Annotated in this window: 19 protein-coding genes; 4 read left to right on the top strand and 15 right to left on the bottom strand. The window is 66.9% G+C overall.

What is annotated here, in order from left to right; translation table 11 throughout:
- Positions 1-16: 16 nt before the first annotated feature.
- From B2869_RS09010 to rfbA, 10 genes are all read right to left on the bottom strand, one after another.
- A complete protein-coding gene (locus tag B2869_RS09010) occupies positions 17-754 on the bottom strand; it encodes an ABC transporter ATP-binding protein (protein ID WP_292765302.1) in 738 nt (245 codons plus the stop codon).
- Positions 754-1,572 (bottom strand): ABC transporter permease, encoded by an 819-nt coding sequence (locus B2869_RS09005; RefSeq protein ID WP_292765299.1) that lies wholly within the window; start codon positions 1,570-1,572, stop codon positions 754-756. Before B2869_RS09005 ends, B2869_RS09010 begins: the two co-directional genes overlap by 1 nt.
- A 10-nt stretch (positions 1,573-1,582) precedes the next feature.
- Positions 1,583-2,719 carry a UDP-galactopyranose mutase gene (gene glf / locus B2869_RS09000; RefSeq protein WP_292765296.1) on the bottom strand — a complete coding sequence of 379 codons (1,137 nt, stop codon included), beginning with the start codon at positions 2,717-2,719 and terminating at the stop codon, positions 1,583-1,585.
- A 93-nt stretch (positions 2,720-2,812) separates the two neighbouring features.
- Complete coding sequence (locus B2869_RS08995) at positions 2,813-4,876, bottom strand: acyltransferase family protein (protein WP_292765293.1); 2,064 nt, start codon at positions 4,874-4,876, stop codon at positions 2,813-2,815.
- A 99-nt stretch (positions 4,877-4,975) separates the two neighbouring features.
- Positions 4,976-6,241: a lipopolysaccharide biosynthesis protein gene (locus tag B2869_RS08990; protein WP_292765290.1), complete on the bottom strand. Its 1,266-nt coding sequence runs from the start codon at positions 6,239-6,241 to the stop codon at positions 4,976-4,978.
- The gene (locus tag B2869_RS08985) at positions 6,238-7,131 is read right to left on the bottom strand and encodes a glycosyltransferase (RefSeq protein ID WP_292765285.1); all 894 of its coding nucleotides are present in this window, start codon (positions 7,129-7,131) and stop codon (positions 6,238-6,240) included. Before B2869_RS08985 ends, B2869_RS08990 begins: the two co-directional genes overlap by 4 nt.
- Positions 7,132-7,265: 134 nt before the next feature.
- Positions 7,266-9,410 carry an acyltransferase family protein gene (locus B2869_RS08980; RefSeq protein WP_292765282.1) on the bottom strand — a complete coding sequence of 715 codons (2,145 nt, stop codon included), beginning with the start codon at positions 9,408-9,410 and terminating at the stop codon, positions 7,266-7,268.
- The gene (locus tag B2869_RS08975; protein ID WP_292765279.1) at positions 9,407-10,822 is read right to left on the bottom strand and encodes a bifunctional dTDP-4-dehydrorhamnose 3,5-epimerase family protein/NAD(P)-dependent oxidoreductase; all 1,416 of its coding nucleotides are present in this window, start codon (positions 10,820-10,822) and stop codon (positions 9,407-9,409) included. The genes B2869_RS08980 and B2869_RS08975 overlap by 4 nt, the downstream gene beginning before the upstream one ends.
- Positions 10,823-10,827: 5 nt before the next feature.
- Positions 10,828-11,826, bottom strand: coding sequence for a dTDP-glucose 4,6-dehydratase (gene rfbB / locus B2869_RS08970; RefSeq protein ID WP_292765276.1), 999 nt, complete (start codon positions 11,824-11,826; stop codon positions 10,828-10,830).
- A complete protein-coding gene (rfbA, locus tag B2869_RS08965; protein WP_058632643.1) occupies positions 11,826-12,695 on the bottom strand; it encodes a glucose-1-phosphate thymidylyltransferase RfbA in 870 nt (289 codons plus the stop codon). The genes rfbB and rfbA overlap by 1 nt, the downstream gene beginning before the upstream one ends.
- A gap of 103 nt (positions 12,696-12,798) precedes the next feature.
- Here rfbA and B2869_RS08960 point away from each other — a divergent pair, with 103 nt between their 5' ends.
- The 3 genes from B2869_RS08960 to B2869_RS08950 are packed head-to-tail and all read left to right on the top strand — an operon-like array spanning position 12,799 to position 16,056.
- Positions 12,799-14,877: a hypothetical protein gene (locus B2869_RS08960; RefSeq protein ID WP_292765265.1), complete on the top strand. Its 2,079-nt coding sequence runs from the start codon at positions 12,799-12,801 to the stop codon at positions 14,875-14,877.
- 37 nt (positions 14,878-14,914) lie between these two features.
- A complete protein-coding gene (locus B2869_RS08955) occupies positions 14,915-15,652 on the top strand; it encodes a glycosyltransferase family 2 protein (RefSeq protein WP_292765262.1) in 738 nt (245 codons plus the stop codon).
- Between the two features lie 11 nt (positions 15,653-15,663).
- Positions 15,664-16,056, top strand: a complete 393-nt coding sequence (locus tag B2869_RS08950; protein ID WP_292765259.1) for a DUF2304 domain-containing protein — start codon at positions 15,664-15,666, stop codon at positions 16,054-16,056.
- Between the two features lie 3 nt (positions 16,057-16,059).
- On the opposite strand, the gene B2869_RS08945 is transcribed toward B2869_RS08950, so the two are convergent.
- Positions 16,060-16,983, bottom strand: coding sequence for a glycosyltransferase family 2 protein (locus B2869_RS08945; RefSeq protein ID WP_292765256.1), 924 nt, complete (start codon positions 16,981-16,983; stop codon positions 16,060-16,062).
- Positions 16,976-17,824, bottom strand: a complete 849-nt coding sequence (locus B2869_RS08940; RefSeq protein ID WP_292765253.1) for a glycosyltransferase — start codon at positions 17,822-17,824, stop codon at positions 16,976-16,978. The genes B2869_RS08945 and B2869_RS08940 overlap by 8 nt, the downstream gene beginning before the upstream one ends.
- Positions 17,825-17,878: 54 nt before the next feature.
- Between B2869_RS08940 and B2869_RS08935 the strand changes: the two genes are divergently transcribed.
- Positions 17,879-19,129, top strand: coding sequence for a glycosyltransferase (locus B2869_RS08935; protein ID WP_292765250.1), 1,251 nt, complete (start codon positions 17,879-17,881; stop codon positions 19,127-19,129).
- Here the strand turns inward: B2869_RS08935 and B2869_RS08930 are convergent.
- Genes B2869_RS08930 through B2869_RS08920 form a run of 3 tightly spaced genes read right to left on the bottom strand, consistent with a single transcriptional unit; the run spans position 19,113 to position 23,616 of the window.
- A complete protein-coding gene (locus tag B2869_RS08930; RefSeq protein WP_292765247.1) occupies positions 19,113-21,038 on the bottom strand; it encodes a DUF6541 family protein in 1,926 nt (641 codons plus the stop codon). The genes B2869_RS08935 and B2869_RS08930 overlap by 17 nt on opposite strands.
- On the bottom strand, positions 21,035-21,934 hold the full coding sequence (locus tag B2869_RS08925) for a glycosyltransferase family 2 protein (RefSeq protein ID WP_292765244.1): 900 nt from the start codon (positions 21,932-21,934) through the stop codon (positions 21,035-21,037). The genes B2869_RS08930 and B2869_RS08925 overlap by 4 nt, the downstream gene beginning before the upstream one ends.
- Positions 21,931-23,616 (bottom strand): glycosyltransferase, encoded by a 1,686-nt coding sequence (locus B2869_RS08920; protein ID WP_292765241.1) that lies wholly within the window; start codon positions 23,614-23,616, stop codon positions 21,931-21,933. Before B2869_RS08920 ends, B2869_RS08925 begins: the two co-directional genes overlap by 4 nt.
- Positions 23,617-23,698 lie beyond the last annotated feature (82 nt).

Raw genomic sequence — 23,698 nt, 5'->3', positions numbered from 1 at the left:
CCGGGTCCCACGAGGTTCAGCGCGCGTTGTAGTCGTCGTTGTAGCGGTCGAGCACCTCGGAGATCGGTGCATCCAGAACGAGCGCCCCCTTGTCGAGGTACAGGCCCCGGGTGCAGAAGCGGCGCAGGTCGCGTTCGTTGTGGCTGACGAAGAACAGCGTCCGACCGTCCGAGAGCAGTTCGTCGATCCGTCGATAGCACTTCTCGCGGAACGCCTTGTCGCCCACCGCGAGGACCTCATCGACGAGAAGGATCGGCTCATCGAGCTGAGAGACGACGGCGAAAGCGAGCCGCACCTTCATGCCGTTCGACAAGTGCTTGTACGGAGTGTCCTCGAATCCGGCGAGTTCCGCGAAAGCGATGATGCCGTCGTAGCGTCGGGAGACCTCGTCACGCGACATGCCGTGGAGCCCCGCCGTCAGCCGCACGTTCTCACGCACCGTGAGGTCCCCGACGAATCCTCCGGTGATCTCGATCAGCGGAGCGACGCCGCCGTTGAGCGTGACCGTGCCCTCGTCGGGCAGGAGCACCTTCGCCACCAGTCGGAGAAGGGTCGACTTCCCCTGGCCGTTGCGACCCACCACGCCGATCGACTCCCCCGGCTGCACCGAGAACGAGACATCGCGCAACGCCCAGAACTCGCCGGGTCGTGAGCGACGGGAAGCCCCGCCGAAGAGATCTTTGAGAGTCCGCGTGCCGCGCCGATTGCGTCGGAAGCTCACTCCGAGACCGCGCACTTCGATCGCCGTCGTCATCACAGCTCCTTCAGGACGGGTCGTTCCAGTTTCCGGAAGGCCCAGATCCCGAGTGCCAGGATCAACAAGCTCATCGCGATGCTGATCGTCAGCGTGAACAGGTTCCACTGATCGGGGAAGAACGGCATCCGATAGAGCATGAAGATTCCGGCCAACGGGTTGAACGCTCCCAGGGTCTGGAAGATCCCCGGCAGGTCGGTCACGTTGTAGATGATGGGCGTGGCGTAGAACATCGCACGGAGGATCAGCGCCGTCGTGCGCTCCAGGTCGACGAACAGCACGCACAGCGGCGCCACCAGCAGGCCCAACCCGATCAGAAGGATCGTCTGCAGCACGACCGCCAGCGGAAGCCAGAGGACGCCCCACCCGATCTGCACGGTCCGGTCGGGGTCGACCTCCACCAGCAGGTTGACGACGATGAACAGCACGAGCACGGGGAGAGAGAACAAGAACTCGATGCCCTTGCTGAGGACGATGCGGTTCACCCAGATCGAGCGGGGAATCGCGGTCGAGCGCACCAGCCGGGAGTCCTTCTTGAACGCCTTCGTGAAGTCCGAGACCGAGCTGTTGAACCACACCCAGGGCAGCAGCGCGCTGATCAGGAAGATGATGTACGGCTCTTCGCCGACATCCCGCTGGAACACCTGGGTGAAGACGAACCAGTAGATCACGCTCATCACGAGCGGATCGAGCACCGACCAGAGATAACCGAGGATGCTCGTGGAGTAGCGGACCTTGAGGTCCCTGGCCGAGAGCAGCCACAGCGAATGAAGGTATCGCCGCGGCGTCCCCGGGGCCCCGACAGCAGCGTGACTCACAGTGCCGAGTCTAGGCGAGCTCGTTGTTCCACATCGACAGCGCAGAGCCGATCGCCATGTGCATGTCGAGGTACTGGTACGTTCCGAGGCGACCGCCGAAATGCACGTCCGGCTCTCCCTTGGTCAGCTCACGATACGCCAGCAGCCCCTCGCGGTCGGTCGGGGTGTTCACCGGGTAGTACGGCTCGTCCTCGCGGTCGGCGAAGCGCGAGAACTCCCGCATGATCACCGTCTTGTCCTGGGCGTAGACGTCCTTGCGCTCGGGATGGAAGTGCTTGAACTCGTGGATTCGGGTGTAGGGAACGTCCATGTCCGGGTAGTTCATGACACTGGTGCCCTGGAAGTCGCCGATGCTGAGCACTTCCTGCTCGAAGTCGAGGGTGCGCCAGCTGAGCGCGCCCTCGGCATAGTCGAAGTAACGATCGACGGGCCCGGTGTAGACGACCGGGACCTGGCCCACCGTCGCCTTCTTGTTCAGCGGCTGCGCATCGTCGAAGTAGTCGACGTTCAGCTTCACCTCGATGTTGGGGTGGTCGGCCATGCGCTCGATCCACGCGGTGTAGCCGTCGGTGGGGAGCCCCTCCCACGTGTCGTTGAAGTAGCGGTTGTCGTACGTGTAGCGCACCGGGAGACGGCTGATGATGTCGCCCGACAGCTTGTGCGGATCGGTCTGCCACTGCTTCGCCGTGTAGTCGCGGAAGAACGCCTCGAACAGCGGACGTCCGACGAGAGCGATGCCCTTCTCCTCGAAGTTCGCCGCCGACTTCACATCGAACTCCCCCGCCTGCTCCCTGACGAGGGCCCGTGCCTGGTCGGGAGTGTAGGCCGCCTGGAAGAACTGGTTGATGGTGCCCAGGTTCACCGGCATCGGGAAGACGGTGCCCTTGTGTGTCGTGTACACGCGGTGGACGTAGTCGGTGAACGTCGTGAAGCGGTTCACGTACTCCCACACCGTGGCGTTCGAGGTGTGGAAGAGGTGGGCGCCGTAGCGGTGCACCTCGATTCCCGTCTCGGCTTCTGCCTCGCTGTAGGCGTTGCCGCCGATGTGGTGCCGGCGGTCGATGACCGTGACCTTGCGTCCGGCGTTCGCGGCGCGCTCTGCGATGGTGAGGCCGAAGAAGCCCGATCCGACGACGAGGAGATCCATGTTGCTGCTTTCTGCCCGATGAGGCTCCGATGCGCACGATGACGCGCGCCACACACGCTTTCCACTCTACCGGGGCTCTCCCCGGGAACCCTGTCAACCACCCGCCGACGCGAGCACCCCGCCGTCGTCCAGCATCGACTGCAGCATCGGCGCGAGCGTGCGCCCGTACGCATCGGAGAGGTGGTTGTCATCGATGTACACGGCGACGTTCCCGATCACGCCGAGGCAGAGGGAATCGGGGCACATCCACGGCCGGAAGTCCACGGCGGTGATCCCGTCCCTCTCGGCGAGCACATCCAGGGATGCCCCCTCCTCGAACCCGATCTCCGGGACGTCGCACGTCTCCTCGGCAAGGAAGACGCAGGCATACATGTCGAAGTCGAACCGCGGATTGTCGCGTACCGCGATGACCTGGATGCCTCGATCGAGCAGCAGCGAGGCGATATCCTCGATCCCGTCCACCAGCACCTCGGGCGATGCCGGGCTGGCGCGCGTGACCACGAGGTAGACCGCATCCGGCTGCACACGGAGGGCGTAGTCGATCGCCGCCGACCGCCAGTCCTCGCACGAGACCGCGTCCGAGGCGGACGCTGCCGGGGAAGGCGCGCCGAGCGCGATCGAGCATCCGCCCCTGAGCAGGGCGATGAGTTCCCAGTCCTGCCCCTCGGCGGAGACCCGGAGCGGCGACATCAGCTGCTGCGCGTGCGAGTCACCCATGACGAGCACACGTCGTGTCCCGGGTTCGGCGGCGCGCAGGGTCTGCGTGCACGTGCCGTCCAGAGCCGGCTCGACGGCGACGAGGTCGCCGCTGCACTCCTGTCCGAGATAGACCCACTCCGCATCGAGCGTCGTCGGGTCGGGGATCAAGGGCAGGTCCACGCCCGCGAGGTCGATGGGTGAATCGAGCTGGGCCGCACCCGGATAACCTCGGGAATCACTCGCCTGGATCGCGTTGGTGCGCTGCACGATGGTGCCCTGCCACACGCCGAGCGGGACGGCGACGGCCAGGACCGCTGCGACGAGTACCCCGGCCCCGAGGCCCCTGGAACCGTCGAGAGACCTCGCCTCCCGGATCGGCCGCTCGACGAATCGGGAGAGCAGCCTCGCGATAACGAAGGACAGCCCGATGATGCCGAGCCCCGCCCACACCCCCGGTTCCGATCGACCGCTCACGACCATCCAGATCACGAGGATCGGCCAGTGCACCAGGTAGAGAGCGTAGGCGTCCCTGGAGACGTACCGCAGAGGGCTCGAGGAGAGGAACGCCGTCGGGCCGCCGCGCGCCCGCTCCCGGCCCGCGACGATCACGAGACCGGCGCTCACGATCGGCCACAGGGCGAGGTACCCGGGGAAACCTCCCTGCACGTCGATGATGATGCCGCAGAGGACGATCCCGAGCACGCCGATCCACCCGAGCACGGCGGCGCCCCGAATCCGGACGCGCAGGAAGGGCAGCGCCAACGCGATCAGTGATCCCGCTGCGAACTCCCACAGCCGCGTGCGGGTGTCGAAGTAGGCGAAGTCCTGTGCTCTGCCCGTCTCCACGATGGAGAAGACCAGGGACACGACGAAGACGGCACCGAACACCGCGAAGAGCGCGGGAACGATCAGGTGCCGACGGTTTCGGAGCGCCAGCCACACTCCGGCGAAGAGCACCGGCCACAGGAGGAAGACCTGCCCTTGCACGGACAGCGACCAGAAGTGCTGAAACGGGCTCGGGGTCTGCGATGCCCGCGCGTAGTAGTCCACCTCGGAGAACGCGAGAGTCCAGTTCTCCACGTAGAACAGGCTCGACCATGCCTCGCTCCACACCCGCGGCCACTCGGTCCGCGGAAATGCGACGAGCGCCACGGCGAGCACCCCCGCGATGGTGACGGCCGCGGCCGGAACGAGGCGCAGGAAACGCCGGATCCAGAACGCCCCGAGCTGGAGCGGTCTCGCATCCTGCATCCGCCGGACGAACGAGCCGGTGAGGAAGAACGCGGAGACCATCAGGAAGACGTCGACCCCTCCGGAGACCCGTCCCAGCCACACGTGGTAGACGACGACGAGCAGGATCGCCAGGGCGCGGAGGCCATCGATGTCGGCGCGGTGCGGTGACGCTGCGCCTGAGGGCGGAGCTGCGCCCGGGGACGGCGCGAGGAACGACTGTTTCATAGCGGGTGGGCGTGCCGGCGAACGGGCGCCGCGGTCTGTTCGGGGAGACCGTAGCCGCCCCCAGCCTAACGTCGTCGCGGCGGACTGTGAGGCCTGTCCTCAGACCTCGGGCAGCGGTGTCGCCGGCGGAAGATGCCGGATGCTGCTGGCTCGCAGCAGCACGGTCGTGCGGTACATCGCGACGAGCACGGCGGAGGCGGCGATCACGCCGACGATCCCGACGAGACCCCATATCAGCACGGCCGGGATCATGAGCGGGAGGCTGATGACCGCCGCGACAACCGACGATTTCGCGAGTTCTCTCTCCTTGCGCAGGGCCACGAGACCGGCGAGACCCACGATCTGCGCCACGCACTCCCCCGCGAACCCGATGCCCGCGATGACCGCGATCTCGAACGGGATGACAGCCTGTCCCACCGTCAGCGGGATGGAGATCGGGGTGGCCAGGAACGCGAAGCACGCACCGCCGAACAGCCCCACCCCCAGCCCCACCCACAGCGAACCCCGCGCTCGCACGCGGGTCTGCTCCGGTCCCGCCTCCGGCACCCACCCCTGGACGGCCTGAAGGATGGGGGCGAGCACGAGCACGCCGTATCGGTACAGCTTGTCCACGGCCGCGAAGATGGGCAGGACCGGTTTCATGTACACGTCCACGAGGACGACGGGGAGCATCGTGGAGAGGTTGCCGAAGAGCACCGTCGCGAGTCCCGGAATCTGTGCACGCATGGTCGACCCGAGCTCCCGCACCCTGGTGCGGGTGAGGCGCACCCCATCGCGCCTGCGCAGCGCGAAGAGAAGCCCTCCCACGACGCCGGCGACCGTCGCGATCGCGACGCAGTAGAGGTAGGAGGTCAACGAGGGCACGATGACCACGGCGACGAGGGCGGCGACCTGCCCGAGAACGGCGGGAAACGCGTCGAAGACGAGCATCGCGACGGGCCGATTGGTCCCGATGAAGTACCAGGCGGCACCGATACCCGGGACCGAGTACGCGATGGTCGCGAGAACCGCAGCCAACGGGTCGGCGCCGAGCGCGATGCCGAGGATGACGGCGAGCGGACCGACGATGAGGAACAGGAGAACGCGGGCGACGACCGAATCAGCGAGGAACTGGCGCCTCTTCGTCTCCGGTAGCGCCGACACCGTGCTGGGCCCCGTGGCACCCCATCCGAAGGCGATGAAGATGGAGGCGAACTGGCCGATGATCTGCAGCACGAACAGACGCGCCCATTCGTCCGTGCCGATCGTGCTGATCAGAAGCGGGATCGAGACGATGCCCACCACCGTCGACGCGACGATCGATACCGAGAACAGGGCGCTCCGACGCAGGAGGTCGTGTCGAAGCAGAGCTCCCAGCCGGCTCACGCTCGGCGACCGAGCCGACGGAGCACGTCGGGCCGGATGCGACCGAGCGTGCCGCGCCGACCATCGCGCCAACCGGCGCGGACGGCACGCAGCTGCGCGATCCGGTCGGGAGCGAGGACGCTCCCCCACAGCACCATCTCCGCCATCTTGCGGTTGCGACGACGCATCCAGCCCCGGTGCCCCGCACCGTACTGCCGCGACAGCCAGATGCTGTTGCGAACCATGTAATAGGTCCGCCACGGGGCGTGGTAGAGCACGTGTCGCTGTTTGCCGAGGATGACCAGGGGCCGACCGAAGACCGAGAGGGGCACCGCCTCGCCCAAGGCGTGTTCCATCGTGAGCTCCTCGTCGACGAGGAACTGGAACCCGGCCTCGCGCGCGCGCACGGTGAACTCGGAGTCGACCGCGTCGATGAAGAGATCGGCTCGGAACTCACCGATCGCCTCGAACGCACCGACGGGAAGCAGCTGCCCGGACTGGATGGGGTCGAACGGCCCTCCGCTCGGATCGCCCAGAACCGGTGCTCCTCCGACGACGCCCGGCACGGCGGCCGCGACGTTCACCCCCTGCGATTCGGCGGCCTCGATGCGGGTGAGCAGCCGCTCCACGTGCCCGTCGGCCAGAGCCGAGTCCTGGTCGAGCGTGAGGATGTGCGTCGCCCCCAGCTCGCGCGCCCGACCGATCGCGGTGTTCAGCGCGGTCGCGATGCCACGGTTCTCCTCCGCGGAGATGACCTCGGTCCGATCCGGGAACGTCACGGTCTCGACGGAACGCGAACCGTCGTCGACGACGACGACGGAATCGACCTGGCGCAGGATCGACTCGATCGTGCGCGGCAGATTCTCCGGTGCACGGAACACCGGGATCACGGCGACTATACGATGCGGCATCAAGTGCTCCTGTACGGGTCGGAGGGAGGAACCGGAGTCGGGGAAGTCCGCCGGCGACGGGCCAATCGATCCTACCGAGGTCGGCTGGACGGCTCGCTCAGCGGGCCCCGCGACGCTCCGGCAGACGGGGTTCCTCAGCCATCGGAGAGGACCTCCTCGATCGCTGCCGCGATCTCGGGGGCGAGCATCCGCACGTATTCCAGGTTCAGGTGGTCGGCGTCGTAGTAGACGGGGACACCGCCGATCACCGCATAGCACCGCTCAGCGTCGCAGAAGCGATCCGTCAGGTCCAGCACGGTGATCGAGTCGGACCGCTCGGCCGCGCCTGCCATCAGGACAGGGTCAGCCGGCTGGGCTTCCGCCCGCGGTCGCGCGCATGCCACGGGGTCGGAGGAGTTCAGCAGCACGCAGTCCGCGTTGCGCACCTCCCCGTTGTACGGCGGGTCCGCGATCGCCAGGACACCGATACCCTCATCCGCCCAGGTCGTCCAATAGTCCACCAGGCCTGCGCTCATCTGTTCGGACGCGGGTTTCCCACTGCCGTCATCCACCAGGTCCTGCCGGGCGGCCATGGCGGTGATCACAAGATCGGGCTTCGCCGCACGGATGGTGGAGGAGAGTTCATCGGACCAGGTGTTGCAGCGGTCGGCTTCCGCCTTCCCCCACGCTCCGCGGAACCCGAGGAAGTCCACATCCGCGACCGGGCATCCCCCGAGATAGCTCGTGGTGACGATCCAGTTCTTCTCCCTGGCGATGTCGAACACGGCTCCCTGCCACTGCTGCGCATGGGAGTCGCCGACCAGCCAGACCTGTGTCGGATCAGCAGCCCCGCCCGAGAAATCACACCTCAACGTCGTCTGCTTCTCTCCGTAGGTGAGGATCGGCAGGAAGGTGCCGCATTCGGGCGGCGTGAAGAAGTATTCGTTCTTCGAGGTCATCACCGTGTACTCCGCCGGCCCGAATGCGTCGGCGCATTCCGCTCCGGGGGCCATCGCCGATGGCCCCTCGCAGGACGCTGCGACCACCTCGGCGGGAGGTCGGTCGGCGTCGACACGCGTCTGGTACCAGGCGAGCACTCCTGCAACGAGCGCGGCGATCACGACCATGCCGACGAGCATGAGGCCGAGCGCTCTGCGAGTCGAGGTGCGCCAGTACCGCCACTTCTGTCCTCTGTCCTCGACGAAGGTCTTCGTCAGGGCGGCGAGGAGAAGGGAGATCGCGAGCACCCCGAGCTTGGAGAGCGTGCTGGCTTCCGCACCGATCACGAACGGAGCCGCGACGATCAGCGGCCAGTGCCAGAGGTACAGCGAGTAGGAGATTCCTCCCACCCACTGCACAGGTCCCAATGCCGTCACCTTCGTATGCCAGAGCCGGGCATGCGAGGTGCCGGCGACGATCACGGCTGCCGTTCCCAGCACGGGAACCAGGGCGGCATATCCGGGGAACGGCGTCGTGTGGTCGTAAACGAGCGCAGAGAAGGCGATGAGTCCGAAGCCGAGGATGCTCACGATCTGGGCGACGATGCGCGGCAGCGTCACCCGCGCGCCGAGCAGAGCCACGGCACCGCCGACCGCGAACTCCCAACCCCGGGTGAAGGTGGCGAAGTAGGCCTGCGGCGGAGCGAGCACCGTGTAGATGATGCTCGCTCCGAGGGAGAGCACCCCGACCGCCGCGACCACCACGATGAGTGCGCGTGCGCCGCGACGATCCTGCACACTGCCACGAGGTGACCCGCCACCGATGCGGCCGGAGGCGGCCACAGCCGCGAGCAGCAGAAGCGGCCACACGATGTAGAACTGCTCTTCGACCGAGAGCGACCAGTAATGCTGCACCAGGCTCGCCGCGTCGTTGAGCGCGGAGTAGTTCACCGACATCGCCGCGAGATACCAGTTCTCGACGTAGCCGGCACTCGACGCGATCTCCCAGGCGTTGCGCCCCCAGCGCGGATACGGCAGGAACGCGACCAGCAGGACGAGGGAGGCCGCGAGCACGACGAACGCCGCCGGGAGCAGCCGTCGGATGCGCCGCGCGTAGAAGGCCCCGAGACGCACGCCGCCCGTTCTCGTCATCTCCCCCACGAGGTGCCCGGTGATGAGGAACCCCGAGATCACGAAGAAGACGTCCACGCCGACGTAGCCGCCCGTGACGCGGGTCGGCCAGAGGTGGTTCAGGAGGACGAGGCCGATGGCGACCGCACGCAGCGCCTGGATGTCGGTGCGGAACACACGCTCACGAGGGCCGGCGGAGCTCGGTGCCGTCGTGGGCAGCGGAGCGCTCACGAACCGAGGTAGTCCTGCAGCAGATCGTCACCCGTCCGAGGGGAGAAGCCGGTCGCGATCACGCGGGTCAGATCGAGTTCGCTGTTCCGCGGCCGAGGAGCGACAGGACCGGATGCCGACGTGAAGTACTGCTCCGTGGAGACGCCGGTCACGCGGGAAGGATCATGCCCCGTCAGCTCGTACACGCGCCGCGCGATGTCCGCCCAGGTCATGGTCTCGCCTGCCGAGGTCAGGTTGTACACGCCGGGCGCCGGGCGCACGGTGAGCAGATGGCGTATCAGCTCGGCGATCTGCGAGGCGAAGGTCAGGCGACCGTGCTGGTCGTCGACCACGGTCGGGTCGACGCCCTTCTCGGCGAGCGAGGCCATCGTCTTCACGAAGTTGTTGCCCGCACCGATCACCCAGGATGTCCGGATGATGTAGTGCAGCGGAGCCGTGGCCACGGCGATGTCACCCGCCGCCTTCGATTGTCCGTAGACGCCGAGCGGGCAGACGGCGTCGTCTTCACGGTACGGGCGATCCCCCGATCCGTCGAAGACGTAGTCGCTCGAGACATGCACAAGCGTGATGCCGTACTCCGCGGCGATGCGAGCCAATGCCGCGGGTCCTGCGGCGTTGACCGCCCACGCGTCCCGCCGTCCGTCCGTGGTCTCGGCACGGTCGACCGCGGTGTACGCGGCGGCGTTGATGATGGTGTCGTAGTCCCGCCACCGGCGCGCGGCCCCCAGGTCGGCGGCGCCGAGGTCGATCTCGGCGCGCGTCGTCCACTCGATGTTCTCCGCACCGTGGAACTCCTCGCGCAACGCCGAGCCGAGCTGACCGGACGCGCCGATCACGAGCGTGCGACGCGGAGCGATGGGCGACACGTTCGCGAGGCGCGGGTGTGCGAGGTCCTTCTCCGAGACCTCTGCTTCTGAGAGCGGGATCGGCCAGGCGATCGCGGCGGTCTCATCGGCGAGGTTGAGGAAGGAGTACGACACATCGGGCGACCAGTGGTCGTTCACCAGGTAGGTGTACGCGGTGTCCGCCTCGAGCGTCTGGTACGAGTTCCCGACGCCGCGCGGAACGAAGATCGCCCTCGACGGGTCGAGCTCGGCGGTGAAGACCGCACCGAACGTCGGTCCCTCGCGCAGGTCGACCCACGCGCCGAAGATCCGGCCCGTCGCGACGGAGACCCACTTGTCCCACGGCTCGGCGTGGATACCCCGCGTGGTGCCGACGGCGTCGTTGAAGGACACGTTGTTCTGCACCGGCCCGAAATCGGGCAGGCCGAGCGCGGTCATCTTCTCGCGCTGCCAGTTCTCCTTGAACCACCCGCGCGAATCACCGTGCACGGGCAGGTCGAAGATCACCAGCCCGGGGATCCCGGTCTCCGCCCGACCGAGCGCCTTGCCGAAATCGATGTCGCTCACGACGTCTACTGTCCCTTCGTCGCGTAGAAAGCCTCGGTGGAGTCCTTCGACGGCGCCCACCATGCCTCGTTGTCCCGGTACCACCGGATGGTCGCCGCGAGACCGGATTCGAAGTCGGCATACTCCGGGGACCAGCCCAGCTCGGTGCGGAGCTTCGTCGAATCGATCGCGTACCGCAGGTCGTGGCCGGCACGGTCGGTGACGTGGTCGTAGGCGTCGCGCGGCTGACCCATCTCCTCGAGGATCAGCTCGACGACCTCCTTGTTGTTGCGTTCGCCGTCGGCCCCGATGAGGTAGGTCTCACCGATCCGCCCCTTCTCGAGGATGGTGAGCACGGCAGACGAATGGTCGTTCGCGTGGATCCAGTCGCGCACGTTCTCGCCGGCGCCGTAGAGCTTCGGACGGATGCCGCGGATGACGTTGGTGATCTGTCGGGGGATGAACTTCTCGACGTGCTGGTACGGGCCGTAGTTGTTCGAGCAGTTCGAGATCGTCGCCTGGACCCCGAAGGAGCGCACCCACGCCCGCACCAGCAGGTCGCTGCCGGCCTTCGTCGACGAATACGGCGACGAGGGGTTGTACGGCGTCTGCTCTGTGAAGCGCTCCGGATCGTCGAGCTCGAGATCGCCGTACACCTCGTCGGTCGAGATGTGGTGGAACCGCGTCTCGTGCCGGCGTGCCGCCTCGAGCAGCGTGTACGTGCCGATGATGTTGGTATCCAGGAAGGGACGCGGGCTGTGCAGCGAGTTGTCGTTGTGGGACTCCGCGGCGTAGTGCACCACGGCATCGGCGTCGGCGGTGAGCGTGTCCACCAGCTCCGCGTCGGTGATGTCGCCGTGCACGAAACGGACACGGTCTTCGGGGAGACCCTTGAGCGAAGCCCGATTACCCGCGTAGGTGAGCGCGTCGAGCACCGTCACCGTGTGGTCGGTGTTCTCGACGGCATAGTGCACGAAGTTGGAGCCGATGAAACCGGCTCCGCCGGTGACGAGGATGTTCGACATCAACGACCTCTTTCCAGGGTCTCGAGGAGGTAGGTGCCGTAGCCGGACTTGACGAGCTTCTCGGCGCGCTCGCGGAGCTCGTCATCGTCGAGGAAGCCCTGACGCCACGCGACCTCCTCCGGTACACCGATCCGGAGTCCGGTGCGACGCTCCATCGTGCGCACGTAGTCACCGGCGTCGGACATCTGGTCGAACGTGCCGGTGTCCAACCATGCGGTGCCGCGGGGCAGGACCTCGACCTGGAGCGCGCCGCGCTCCAGGTAGGCACGGTTGACGTCGGTGATCTCGTACTCTCCGCGTGGGCTCGGCTCGAGCGAGCGGGCGATCTCGACGACGTCGTTGTCGTAGAAGTAGAGGCCGGGCACGGCGTAGTTGCTCTTCGGCTGCGCCGGCTTCTCCTCCAGGGAGACCGCACGGCCATCGGCATCGAACTCCACGACACCGTAGGCGTTCGGCTCCGCCACCCAGTACGCGAACACCGCGCCGCCCTCGACATCGGTGTACCGCTTGAGCTGCGTGCCGAGACCGGGGCCGTAGAGGAGGTTGTCTCCGAGGACCAGGGCCACCTTGTCGTCGCCGATGAAGTCGGCACCGATCACGAAGGCCTGGGCCAGTCCGTCCGGAGAGGGCTGCTGCGCGAATGTCAGGTTGACGCCGAACTGCGAGCCGTCCCCGAGGAGACGCTCGAACTGCTCCGCATCGTGCGGTGTCGTGATGATCAGGATGTCCTTGATGCCCGCGAGCATCAGCGTGGACAGCGGGTAGTAGACCATCGGCTTGTCGTACACCGGGATCAGCTGCTTCGAGATTCCGATCGTGATCGGGTGCAGTCGAGTTCCGGAGCCGCCAGCGAGAATAATGCCTTTCACCCCCATATCGTGCCACATCCCGGCGGGGAGCGCGGTGGGAGGATTCGCTTGCGTCACTTCAATCACAGTGGCATCATCTGTATCTTTCCGTCACACTAGGCAAGTGACCAGCTCAGTTTCCCCACGCCTGCGCGCCCTCGTCGCGAGTACAGCCGCAGTCGTCTTTGCTGCCTCCCTTCTTCTCGCGAGCCCTGCGACCGCTGCGGGAGGAGGTGATCCTGCCAGTGCCGCCGCGGCACCCACGCGATCCGCGCCCGAAGCGACCGACATCGTCAAGACCGCGGACCTGTCCCTGTTCCGGCCGGGCAACATCATCGCCGACGCGGTGTTCTTCAACGCCGCGACGATGAACGCAGGGCAGATCGACTCGTTCCTGCGGAGCAAGGGCCCCACCTGCCGTGCGGGCTTCGTCTGCCTCAAGGACTACCGGCAGAACACCCCGAATCGTTCCGCCGACGCCTACTGCAACGGCTACGCCGGTGCCGGCAACGAATCGGCGGCGACCATCATCGACAAGGTCTCCAAGTCGTGCGGCATCAACCCCCAGGTGCTCATCGTGATGCTCCAAAAGGAGCAGAGCCTGGTCACCTACCCCAACCCATCCCCGGGTCGCTACAACATCGCGATGGGTCAGGGATGCCCCGACAGTGCCGCGTGCGACCCTGCGTACAGCGGGTTCTTCTACCAGGTCTATTACGCGGCACGGCAGATGAAGATCTACGCCGAGGGCCGCTGGTTCACGTACTACGCTCCCGGTCGCACATGGAACATCCTGTTCAACCCGGAGCCGAAGTTCAACTGCGGGTCCGCACCGGTGTACATCGAGAACATCGCGACGGCGGCGCTGTACTACTACACGCCGTATCAGCCGAACCGCGCTGCGCTCAACGCCGGTTACGGAACGGGAGACACATGCTCTGCCTACGGCAACCGGAACTTCTACCAGTACTTCACCGACTGGTTCGGCAGCACGCAGCGCATCACCTCCGTGATCGTGCGCGGCGACGGCCCCGAGGTGTATCTGCTGTCCGGCGGATACCGCTTCCACATCAAGACGGCTGAGGACCTGCGAGCGTTCTCCGCGAAGCTCGGTGCCGTGAGCCAGGTACCGGCCTCCTACCTCAAGACCATCCCCCTGGGTTCTCAGATCTCCCGCTACGTGCACGATGCGCGTGAGGGAATCCTCTATCTGATCGATCCCGACGGCACCCGACACCGGTTCGGCAGCGAGAAGCAGATCCTCGATTTCGGCTACGCCTTCAACTCGTACGTGAATCTCGCGCCCGCGCTCATCGACGCGTTCCCCCGCGGCGAGGATGTCGGGAACCTCTTCCACGTCGGCGTCGACACCCAGATCTACTCGCTCGACAACGGGCAGAAGAGATATGTCCCCAGCGTCGAGACCTGGCGATACCTCTCCGGGGGCAAGCTCGGCTACGTGGCCTCGATGGACCCGAGCGCGGCGGCGAAGTTCCCGCAGGGTCGAGTGGTCCTCATGCCGCGGTCGATGGTGCGCGAGGTCGACAAGCCGTCCGTGTACCTCGCGACCGCGGGCACGACGCTCATCCACACCCCCAGCCTCGAACTCGGCGCGGCGTTCGGCACGTCGACCGCTGTCACCGTTCTCCCGTCCGGGGCACTCACCGGATACACTCCCGCAGCCACGACGCTGTCTCCCTTCGTCACGTGCGACGCGGCGCCCTATGTCATCTCGAGCGCCGGCCTGCAGCGGATCTCCGGAAGCATCCCGGCGACGCGGTTCAGCACCACGGCCCTCACGGCCGCGGACTGCGCCGCTTTCACCCCGAACAACACACCGACCGCCCAGCCGTTCTTCATCCGCACCGACGAACGGGGCGAGGTGTACCGTCTGCTCGACGGCCAGCTGCAGTACATCTCCTCGTACTCCGACCTGGTCACCCTCTCGGGGGGCACCATCCGCCTGGTCGGATGGAAGGACGCCACCGTGGGCGTGCTCGGCGTCACCAAGCCGATGATCCCCTCGGGAACCGTCGTCCAGTTCGCCGGTGACGGCCGTGTCTTCCGTTGGAACGGCTCGCAGCTCTCGCACATCACGACGTACGAGGCCCTGCTGAGGATCGGCGGCGGAAAGGCGCCGACGATCGCGACGATCCCGGCCAGACTCGCATCCGTGATGCCTGTCGGCGCTCCGACCGCCTAGGGTCGCCGTCAGGGTCGGCTTGGTAGGCTCAGACATCATGCCAGAAACCACGCTGATCATCGTCCCCGCCTGGAACGAAGCGCAGAACATCCCGACGACGGTCCGTGAGATCACCGCAGCATGCCCCACGTACGACGTGCTGGTCATCGATGACGGGTCCACTGACTCGACGGGCGCGGTCGCCGACGCCGCGGGCGCACGCGTGGTCCGGCTGCCGTTCAACCTGGGCGTCGGCGGCGCGATGCGCGCGGGATTCCTGTACGCCGCGCGTCACGGCTACAGCCGCGTCATCCAGGTCGATGCCGACGGCCAGCACAACCCGCAGGACATCGATCGCGTGCTCGCAGGACTCGAGCACGCCGATATCTCCATCGGCGCGCGCTTCGCCGAGGTCGGCGACTACGTCGCCCGGGGTCCTCGCCGGTGGGCGATGCGCGTACTCGCCCGAACGGTGTCCCGCGTCTCGGGTGCCACTCTGACCGACGTGACGAGCGGGTTCAGGGCCGCCAACCGCCGCGCGATCGCCCAGTACATCACGTACTACCCCGCCGAGTATCTCGGCGACACGCTCGACTCCCTCGTCGCGGCCGTGCACGCAGGATTGACGGTCACCCAGGTTCCGGTCGCGATGCGTCCGCGCCTGCACGGAAAGCCGAGCCAGGGGCCTCTCTCGGCCTCCGTCTACCTGCTGCGATCGGTCTTCGCCCTGACCTTGGCCATCGTCCGGCGTCCGATCCGACGTTCCTCCGCCCCGTCCCCCGTCGTCTCAGCGTAGGAAGGCACCTCATGGTTGTTCTCGGCGCACTCGTGCTCTCCATCGCCCTGCTGTCGTTCATACTCTGGATGCTGTTGACGCGGCGTCTGCGGGAGAAGTATGCGGTGCTCTGGCTCCTCATCGGCGTCGCCGCCCTCATCGCGTCGGTGTTCCCGCAGCTGCTCTTCTGGCTCACGGGGGTGCTCGGAGTCGAGCTGCCGGCGAACCTCTTCTTCCTGCTCGCCATCCTGCTCCTGCTCGGCGTCGCCCTCCATCTCTCGTGGGAGCTCTCGACGTCCGAAGAGGAGATCAGAGTCCTCGCCGAGGAGGCGGGTCTCGCCGAGACGCACATCACGGAGGTCCAGCAGCGGTTGAGCGCGCTCGAGGCTCGACTGGAGGAGCTCGACGGCGGCCCGCGAAGCTGACCGTCAGCGGGTCACTACGCCGCTGGGCCTGACCGCGGCCAGGAGCAGGCGCCGAGCCCGAGCGAGGTCTCTGCCAGCGAGCGCAGCGACCATCTCGCTCGCGGCGTTGAGCCGGGAGATGCACCGTCGCCGACCGATCCTGGCTGCCCGCGCCCAACCTTTGGCCTTCATCCGCGCGGCGTACTCGTCGAAGAACGCGGCTTCCTGCTCGAAGCGGCTTCCCGATGCGGCCGTGACCGACGACACGGAGCGCATGTGCCTGCGATAGTCGAAGACCACGTCGTCGGTCACCAGCATCGACCCACCGTCCAGTGCGATATCCAGGAGAAGCCCGAGATCGAGCGCCACCGCCCAGTGGTCGTCGAACCCGTGGCTGCGCGCCACCTCGCTCTTCCAGACGATCGACGGGAAGTACGCCCAGTCCGCTCGGATCAGGCTCTCCGCCATGTGCCGGGCGTCGAGGATCCGGCCGCCCTCCCCCACACGCGGCCTCACCCAGCGCTTGACGCGATCCGCGAGGGGCAGAACGGGTCTGCCCGACTCGTCGATGACGCGTACTCCCGGCTGGACCACGTCGACCCCGGGATTACCCGCGATGAGCCGTGACAGCACGCTGATGTAGTCCGGATGCATCCGGTCGTCATCCCCCATCATCACGAAATAGGGCGCTTCGACCAGATCGAGACAGCGATTGAAGTTCTTCGCCAGCCCGAGGTTCTGCTCGTTTCTGACGTACACCACGCGCGGGTCGCCGAGCGCTTCGAGACGCTCTCGGATCGGATCACCGGGATACGCGTCGTCGACGCAGACGAGTCGCCAGGAGTCGCTCGTCTGCTCGAGGACCGAGCGGATCGCCTCCCACGCCGAATCCGGGTGACTGTAGTAGGGCAGCATGACGTCGATCGTCACGCCAACGGGCTCAGTCATCGATCTTCCCGGTGCGCCCCGCCCGAGCATCTCGCCAGCCGGCCCAGGCATCGCCGACCGGCACACGTCCTGTCCTGCGCCATCCCACGATCAGCTCCTCCGCCGCGCGACGACCGAGCGCGAGCGAACTGCGCACCCTGCCGAGCCCCGCCTTGCGCGCGAACAGTGCCATGTTCCGGACCCCGAGTCGCAGCGGATGGGATCCCGGCTCCTGGGCGGCGCGCACATCGAGCACCACGGTCCGCCAGCCGTGTTGTCGGAGTGCCCACCCCGTGTCGACGTCCTCGAAGTACAGGAAGTACATCTCCTCCATGCCGCCGATCCCACGGAGCGCGCGCGTCCGGTACATCACGACCGCACCGTCGACCCAGTCGACGTCGCGGGTTCCCGAGGCGGGGGCCGTCACATGGTGATAGGCGCGCCCGCCCTTGGTGAGCACTCCACCCGCCGAGAACACGACATCGGGCCTGGACACCCAGTACAGGGTCGGTGCGGCCGCACCCACGTCCGGAAGACGATCGAAGGCATCGAGCATGCGCGCGCTGAGGTCCTCTTCGAACCAGGCATCATGCGTCAACACGAGCAGATTCTCGATCCCTCGCTGCTCGCAGACCTCGAGAGCCAGGTTGACGGCTGCGCCGTACCCGGGGTTGTCACCCCGTCGGATCATCACGGGAGGTCGACCGTTGACATCCGTCAGCACGTCATCAGGCAGATCGCCGCCGTTGTCCACGATGATGACCTGAGCGCACGGCACCTCCTGAGCGTCCAGTCGCGCGAGCACGTCCCTGACCAGATCAGGGCGTCGGTATCCGATGACCAGCGCGGCATAGTCGCTCATGGGCGTGATTCCTCCTTCAGTCGCCTGAAGGCAACGACGCCTAGGCTAGCTAACATGTCCAGACCGTCCGATCCGCCCGCTCTTCCATCCCTGGTCAGCGTCTCGAAGTACCTGCCCTTCGAGGGTATCCGCCATGCGGGGGGCCAATACGCACTGCAGCACTATCGAGCGCTCCGCGACGTGTTCACGATCCACGTCGTCGCTCCATCGACACGCCTGAACCGCGATGCGTCCGCGACGAACCCCGACCTGGACTACCGGCTGCTCCAGAGCAGGAGCCCGCTCTCGAAGGACGCCGGTAAGCCCCTGGCCGATATGCAATCCGTCGTCGCGGGGAGCAGCGCGCACCCGTGGTTCCGCCGCGCGCTGGCGAACGATGGGCCTTCACGCGCGTTGCTGGCCACGGCGGACATCGTCGAGTACCAGTGGTCGGAGATGTCGAGCCTCACCCGGACGGTGCGACGCCTGGCGCCCGGAGCCAAGACCGTCATCATCGCTCACGACGTGATCACGCAGCGATGGGAACGCGCAGCCGAACAGGCGACGAACCCGTTGAAGCGGATGGCCTTCGCGGCGGCCGCCCGGGCGAGCAGGCGCCGGGAGCGCCGCTCGTTCGACGAGGTGGATGCCGTGATCACGTTCAGCGAGAAGGACGCCGCCCTGGTCCGCGCCCTCTCCCCCTCCTCCGCGCCTGTCGTGGTCCACCCCGGGTTCCCCGTCCCGCCGGATCGTCGACGGCCCGCTCGATCCGCGACGGTCGTGTTCACCGGCGCCATGAACAGACCGGACAACGACGAGGCCGCGCGCTGGTTCCTCTCTGCCGTCTGGCCACGCGTGTCGGAAACCCTGCCAGACGCCCGATTCCGGATCGTCGGCGCGAATCCGAGCTCGGCTCTGCGCGCGGCCGCATCGCGCGCCCGCGGGGTGGAGGTGACCGGAGCGGTCGATTCCTTCGATGACGTGTACGCGGAAGCCGATGTCTGCGTCGTGCCGTTGCTCAACGGCGCCGGGGTGAAGTTCAAGACGATCGACGCGATGATGTGGGGAATCCCGGCGGTCACGACCTCCGTGGGCGCGGAAGGCATCGAACGCGCTGACCTGCTCCACGCGGTCGTGGACGATCCCGATGCATTCACTGATGCGGTGATCGGTGCTTTGCGTGGAGCAGGCGAGGACACCGCCGTCGCCGCCAGAGCCTGGGCCGTGTCCGTATACGGTCTCGACGCGTTCCGAGACAGGGTCAGAAGCGTGTACGCCGGCCTTCTGGACTCCCAGGCTCAGGCGCGACTCAGTCGCAGCCGGTGATCTGGTAGAGGACGGCGTCGCCTTCGGCGTCGATCTCGGTGACCAGGTCGGACCGCCCGAGTCGCTCGAGGCCGCGATAACGATGCTCGTCGCCGTGGATCTCCTGCGAGCCGAAGTCGAGCACGTAGTCGACCCCTGAACGCTCGACCGCGTCGCATACCTGCGCCTCCGATCCGCGCCGGGAGAGCTCGTCCATGATCTCCTGCTCCTCCGGACTCATCCCCATCAGGATGTGGGGCATGACGACCTCGCGATCGGCGAAGGCGTACGCCATGCCGGTCCCGGTCCATGGCGAGCCGATGATGAGCGCATCGTCGGGTACCTCGTCCGGAAGCCGCTCCAGCAGAGCGCGCTCATCCTCCGAGATGAGAGGCGATGTCTCGGTGTATCGGTATGCCACCGCAGCGGCGGTCATCGCCTGCGCCATCGCCAGCGCCTGGCCGCCGAGGAGCACGACGGCCCCCACGGACATCCCGACGACGACGGACCGCCGCACCGACGGGGCTCCCACCCTCAGACGCACCCAGGCCAGCACCCATGCGGCCCCGACCGCCGCAAGCGGTACCGCCACGACGGGAAGGAGCGCCGCCAGGCGAGGAGCGTTGTTGTACCAGGCAGCCGTCATGAGGTCGCGCAGCGGCTGGAACGGCATCGCACTCGCGACGACGAACAGAACGGTGACGGCGAACATGAGCGCGAGCGCGACCACGTCCGCGCGACGGTGACGCTTCGCGACGACGATCACGCCGACGACGAAGAGCACCGCCATCAGCAGCGGGATCAGTTGGTATCGCGGAGAGAGCGTGAGCGCCTGACCGAGCGCTTGACTGATGGTCTGCTCGGTCGGCCATCCCCGGGCTTCGAGCGGCGGACGCAGCACGCGCCACGCGGCGAAGCTCGCGAGAGCGAGCGCGCCGAAACCGACGGAGGTGAGGATCACGCGCCGCCGCTCCGGACGGCTAAGGAGGAATCCGATGAAGGCGAGCGAGACCGCGATCATGCCGAGGATGATCAGCGCCACGAGCGCACCGGGGTGCGCCACGGCGATGCCGGGGATCAGTCCGAGGACGACCAGGACGAGCACGGCATCCGGAATCCGGTCGTCATCTCCGTGGAGTCTCACGAGCTGGATCACGGCGGCGAGCGCGGCGGGCACGAGACTGACCCCGAGCAGGTACGGATAGAGCACGCCGTAATCGAGCATCAGCAGCGGGAACGCCGGGAGGAGTCCGCTCAGGAGCACGGCGCTGACGACGATCGTCAGCCGCCTCCCGAACAGCACCACGGTCAGCAGCGCCACCGTGGCGGGCCACACCACGGCCGCCGTCGCGATCGTCACCGTGTTCGTGGCGACCATGATCGTCGTCCCCGTGAGCTGCACGACGAGAGCGACGATCGAGTGCCAGGCGGCCGGATAGAACGCCGACGTCGCCGGCGCGCTCGTCATTCCGCCGACGCTCATCGGCGAGGCGTTCTGGGTGTCGAGGATGTACCTGACGGCGTTCAGGTGGAAGACATTGTCGAACGTCTGGGAGATGTTCTCCGGAGCCCCCACCACGAGGGCGATCTGAAGCCCGAACAGGAGCGCTGCGACCACGAACGATGCGGCGATCAGGGCCGTGCGTCGCGAGACCCGGCGCGCGGGTCGATCGACACGACTGAACCGGGCGACGACGAACCCGATGAGCGCGAGCCCGAGCGTGGTGACCAGCACCGGCAGCACGGACCACGGGATACCCAGGACGCCTGCCCCGAGCGAGGCGAGGACGATGACGCTCACCGATGCCGGAGCGGCGACACCCCAGGCCCAGAGGCCTCGGAGCGAGAGTGCCCTGGCGACGACGTATCCGGGAAGGAAGAGAACGGCGACCGAGATCAGGAGGACGGGAAACGCCTCCAGCCAGCTCACGCCTCTTCCGCCTCGGGATACCGAACCCGGGGGTTGAAGGTGATCCCCTGGAGCCACTTGCCCAGAAGCCGGGCACGAAGGTCGAGAGACACTCTTCCGCGATGGAGGCTGACGAACAGACGCGCACCGAATTCGACATAGTGCAGGAACCCACGGTGGTGGAGCTGCCACGATGCTTCGTTGCGCACCCCGTAGGAGAACTTCCAGAGACTCTTGCGATCCACCATCGCGAAGTTCACACCGCGGTTGTCGCCCATGTCATGGACCACGGAACTGTCGAGGACCTGGACCCCGGGGCACCGCTGCGTGAGGCGCAGCGTGTACTCGCGGTCATCGAACCAGATGAAGTACTCGGAGTACGGGAACCCGTACTCCGCGATCGCCCAGCGCGGGATCAGCACCGACACGAACGAGCATGCCGTGACCATCACGTTCTGCTGCCCCTTGACCAGGAGCCGGCCCCAGTCCCACGTGGGGACCGGATTGTTCATCTCGCAGATACTGCCGTCGGTGAACTCGACCACCGAGCACGCGAAAGGCACGTCAGGACCGAGTTCGGCCACGGCATCGTCGAATCCGGCGATCAGTGCCGCGAGTGCACCGGGCTTCGGGTAGCAGTCGTCATCCATGATCCAGACGTGGTCTGCTCCCGAGGCGTATCCGCGGCGCATTCCCTCTGTGAAGCCCCCGGCTCCACCCGAGTTCGTCTCCATCGTGACGACCTCGACCGGAACCGCCAGCTCCAGCCCGGCCAGGTAGTCGGCCGTGCCGTCGGTGGAGGCGTTGTCGATGACGAAGAGCGTCTCCACCGGGTGGGTCTGCGCCGCGACGGAGGCCAACACCGTCTTCAGCTTCTCCAGTCGATTGAATGTGACGACGACTGCTGCGACGCTCACCACGAGCTCACCTCTTCCTGGAACCACGAACTCGCGGACTGCTGAGACAGCAGCTTCTTCTCTGCCTTGCGCTCCTTGCGCCAGAGCGATTCTCTCGCGGTCTCGTCACCGAGGAGCGGAACGACGGCATCCGCGAGACGCCGTGCAGCGATGTGGGAGAAGCGCGGCACCAGAGCGGCCGGCGGAACGATGTCGCGCTGCGCCCCGACGTCCGTCGACACCACGGGCACGCCATGGGAGATCGCCTCGAGCGTGGTGAGCGTCAGACCTTCGTTGTGGGACGACACCACAAGGACATGTGCTTCATCGAGCGTTTCGGATACCGGCGTCTGCGACGTGCGCCGGACGATGTCGGCCGTCATCCCGGCGGTCTCGATGATGTCGTCGACCCAACCGGCGAGCTCGCCGTCGCCGTGGAGGATGAAGCGAATCGTGTGCCCCTGGCGCTTGAGGCGCTGCGCCATGGCGATGAAAACTTCCGGGGCCTTCTGGCGCGCCAGCCGGCCGATGAACGCCACCGTGAACACGTCGCCCTCGGCCCGGGGGCGGAAGACCGCGTCTTTGGGCTTCACGGTGAGACCGCCGAGCGGAGCCATGACGACGCGCTCCGACGGCACGCCCTGCACCTCGGTCATCCAGCGTGCGAGACTCGGCGAGATGACATGGTGCTTCGTCACCGAGTCGGCCGCGATCGCACTGCTCAACGGATAGCCTCCGCCCCGGTACTCCACGATGTGGGTGCTGTCGACGATCGGGATGCCCGGTCGTGACGCGGCGATCCATGCAGCGCGGTCGTAGAGCCACTGGTTGTGGTGGATCACGACGCCGCGCACGTCGAAGGTGCGCAGCAGGGCACGCAGAAGCGGTTCGATGCCCGGCGTCTGCGATTCGACCGTAGGCTCCGAGAACGGGATGAGAAGTGCGCCGTCGAGCTCGGGCCGCGTGATCCACGGCTGATGGGAATCCCGATTCGTCAGCACGATCGGCAGGAAGCCGGCTTCACGGACGAGTTTCACGGTCTCGAATGCCCAGAGCTCGGCCCCACCGAGCTGGAACCAGTGCAGGCCGATGATCACGGCTCGCGGCGCATCCTGGGGAGCCGGCGATGCGGGAACGATGACGTCCGCTTCGTGAAGCCCTCCCGGAAGGAACTCCGACTCGTAGTGACGCCGCTTCACCGCGGTGTTCAGCTGGCGCCGGAATCGAAGGAGCGAGAGGTCGCGGAGGTCGTCGTAGAAGAGCGGGGCACGCGCCTTGACCTGCCGAGCCACGCGGCCGATCAGGTCTCGGCGAGGCGCTTGATAGGGGTCGGACTCCAGGACGAGGTCGGTCGACACATGCAGATGGCGAACGGTCGAAGCCGTGAGCGCGGCGGATGCGGCCTCCGAGGGCTGTTCCGCGCGCGGTTCCGGAGCGACGGCGCTGACGACGTCGAAGGTCGCCAGGCGGCGACGATTGAATCGTGACATCCCGTCGAAAGTGCTGTCGTCGGTGAGCCGAGGCGGGGTCTCCCGTGTGCCGTCGTAGAGGTGCACACGGAGGGAACGCCCCGGCGCCATCAGCGCGTGGAAGTTCAGAGCACCCGCGAGCAGACGACGCTCTCGCAACGAGAGATCCGTTCCCGTGCCCTCATCCGCGAAGCGGAAGAGGGCCGGCTGATCGAGAGCTTGCAGAGGTGTCACGAGTAACGATGGCCTTCGGATCGACGGATGCACAGACGTCGGCGAGCATATCAGCGCTGCCGAGCCCCACCCTGGGCCTCCC

The organism is Microbacterium sp. UBA3486 (assembly GCF_002377845.1).
GTDB lineage: Bacteria > Actinomycetota > Actinomycetes > Actinomycetales > Microbacteriaceae > Microbacterium > Microbacterium maritypicum_A.
This window is presented reverse-complemented; position numbering and strand designations above follow the sequence as displayed.

Coding starts and splice junctions, on each gene's coding strand:
- B2869_RS09010 (WP_292765302.1), bottom strand. CDS start 754: ATGACGACGGCGATCGAAGTGCGCGGTCTCGGAGTGAGCTTCCGACGC.
- B2869_RS08950 (WP_292765259.1), top strand. CDS start 15,664: ATGGTTGTTCTCGGCGCACTCGTGCTCTCCATCGCCCTGCTGTCGTTC.
- B2869_RS08935 (WP_292765250.1), top strand. CDS start 17,879: ATGTCCAGACCGTCCGATCCGCCCGCTCTTCCATCCCTGGTCAGCGTC.
- B2869_RS08945 (WP_292765256.1), bottom strand. CDS start 16,983: ATGACTGAGCCCGTTGGCGTGACGATCGACGTCATGCTGCCCTACTAC.
- B2869_RS08995 (WP_292765293.1), bottom strand. CDS start 4,876: ATGAAACAGTCGTTCCTCGCGCCGTCCCCGGGCGCAGCTCCGCCCTCA.
- rfbB (WP_292765276.1), bottom strand. CDS start 11,826: ATGTCGAACATCCTCGTCACCGGCGGAGCCGGTTTCATCGGCTCCAAC.
- B2869_RS08955 (WP_292765262.1), top strand. CDS start 14,915: ATGCCAGAAACCACGCTGATCATCGTCCCCGCCTGGAACGAAGCGCAG.
- glf (WP_292765296.1), bottom strand. CDS start 2,719: ATGGATCTCCTCGTCGTCGGATCGGGCTTCTTCGGCCTCACCATCGCA.
- B2869_RS08940 (WP_292765253.1), bottom strand. CDS start 17,824: ATGAGCGACTATGCCGCGCTGGTCATCGGATACCGACGCCCTGATCTG.
- B2869_RS08985 (WP_292765285.1), bottom strand. CDS start 7,131: ATGCCGCATCGTATAGTCGCCGTGATCCCGGTGTTCCGTGCACCGGAG.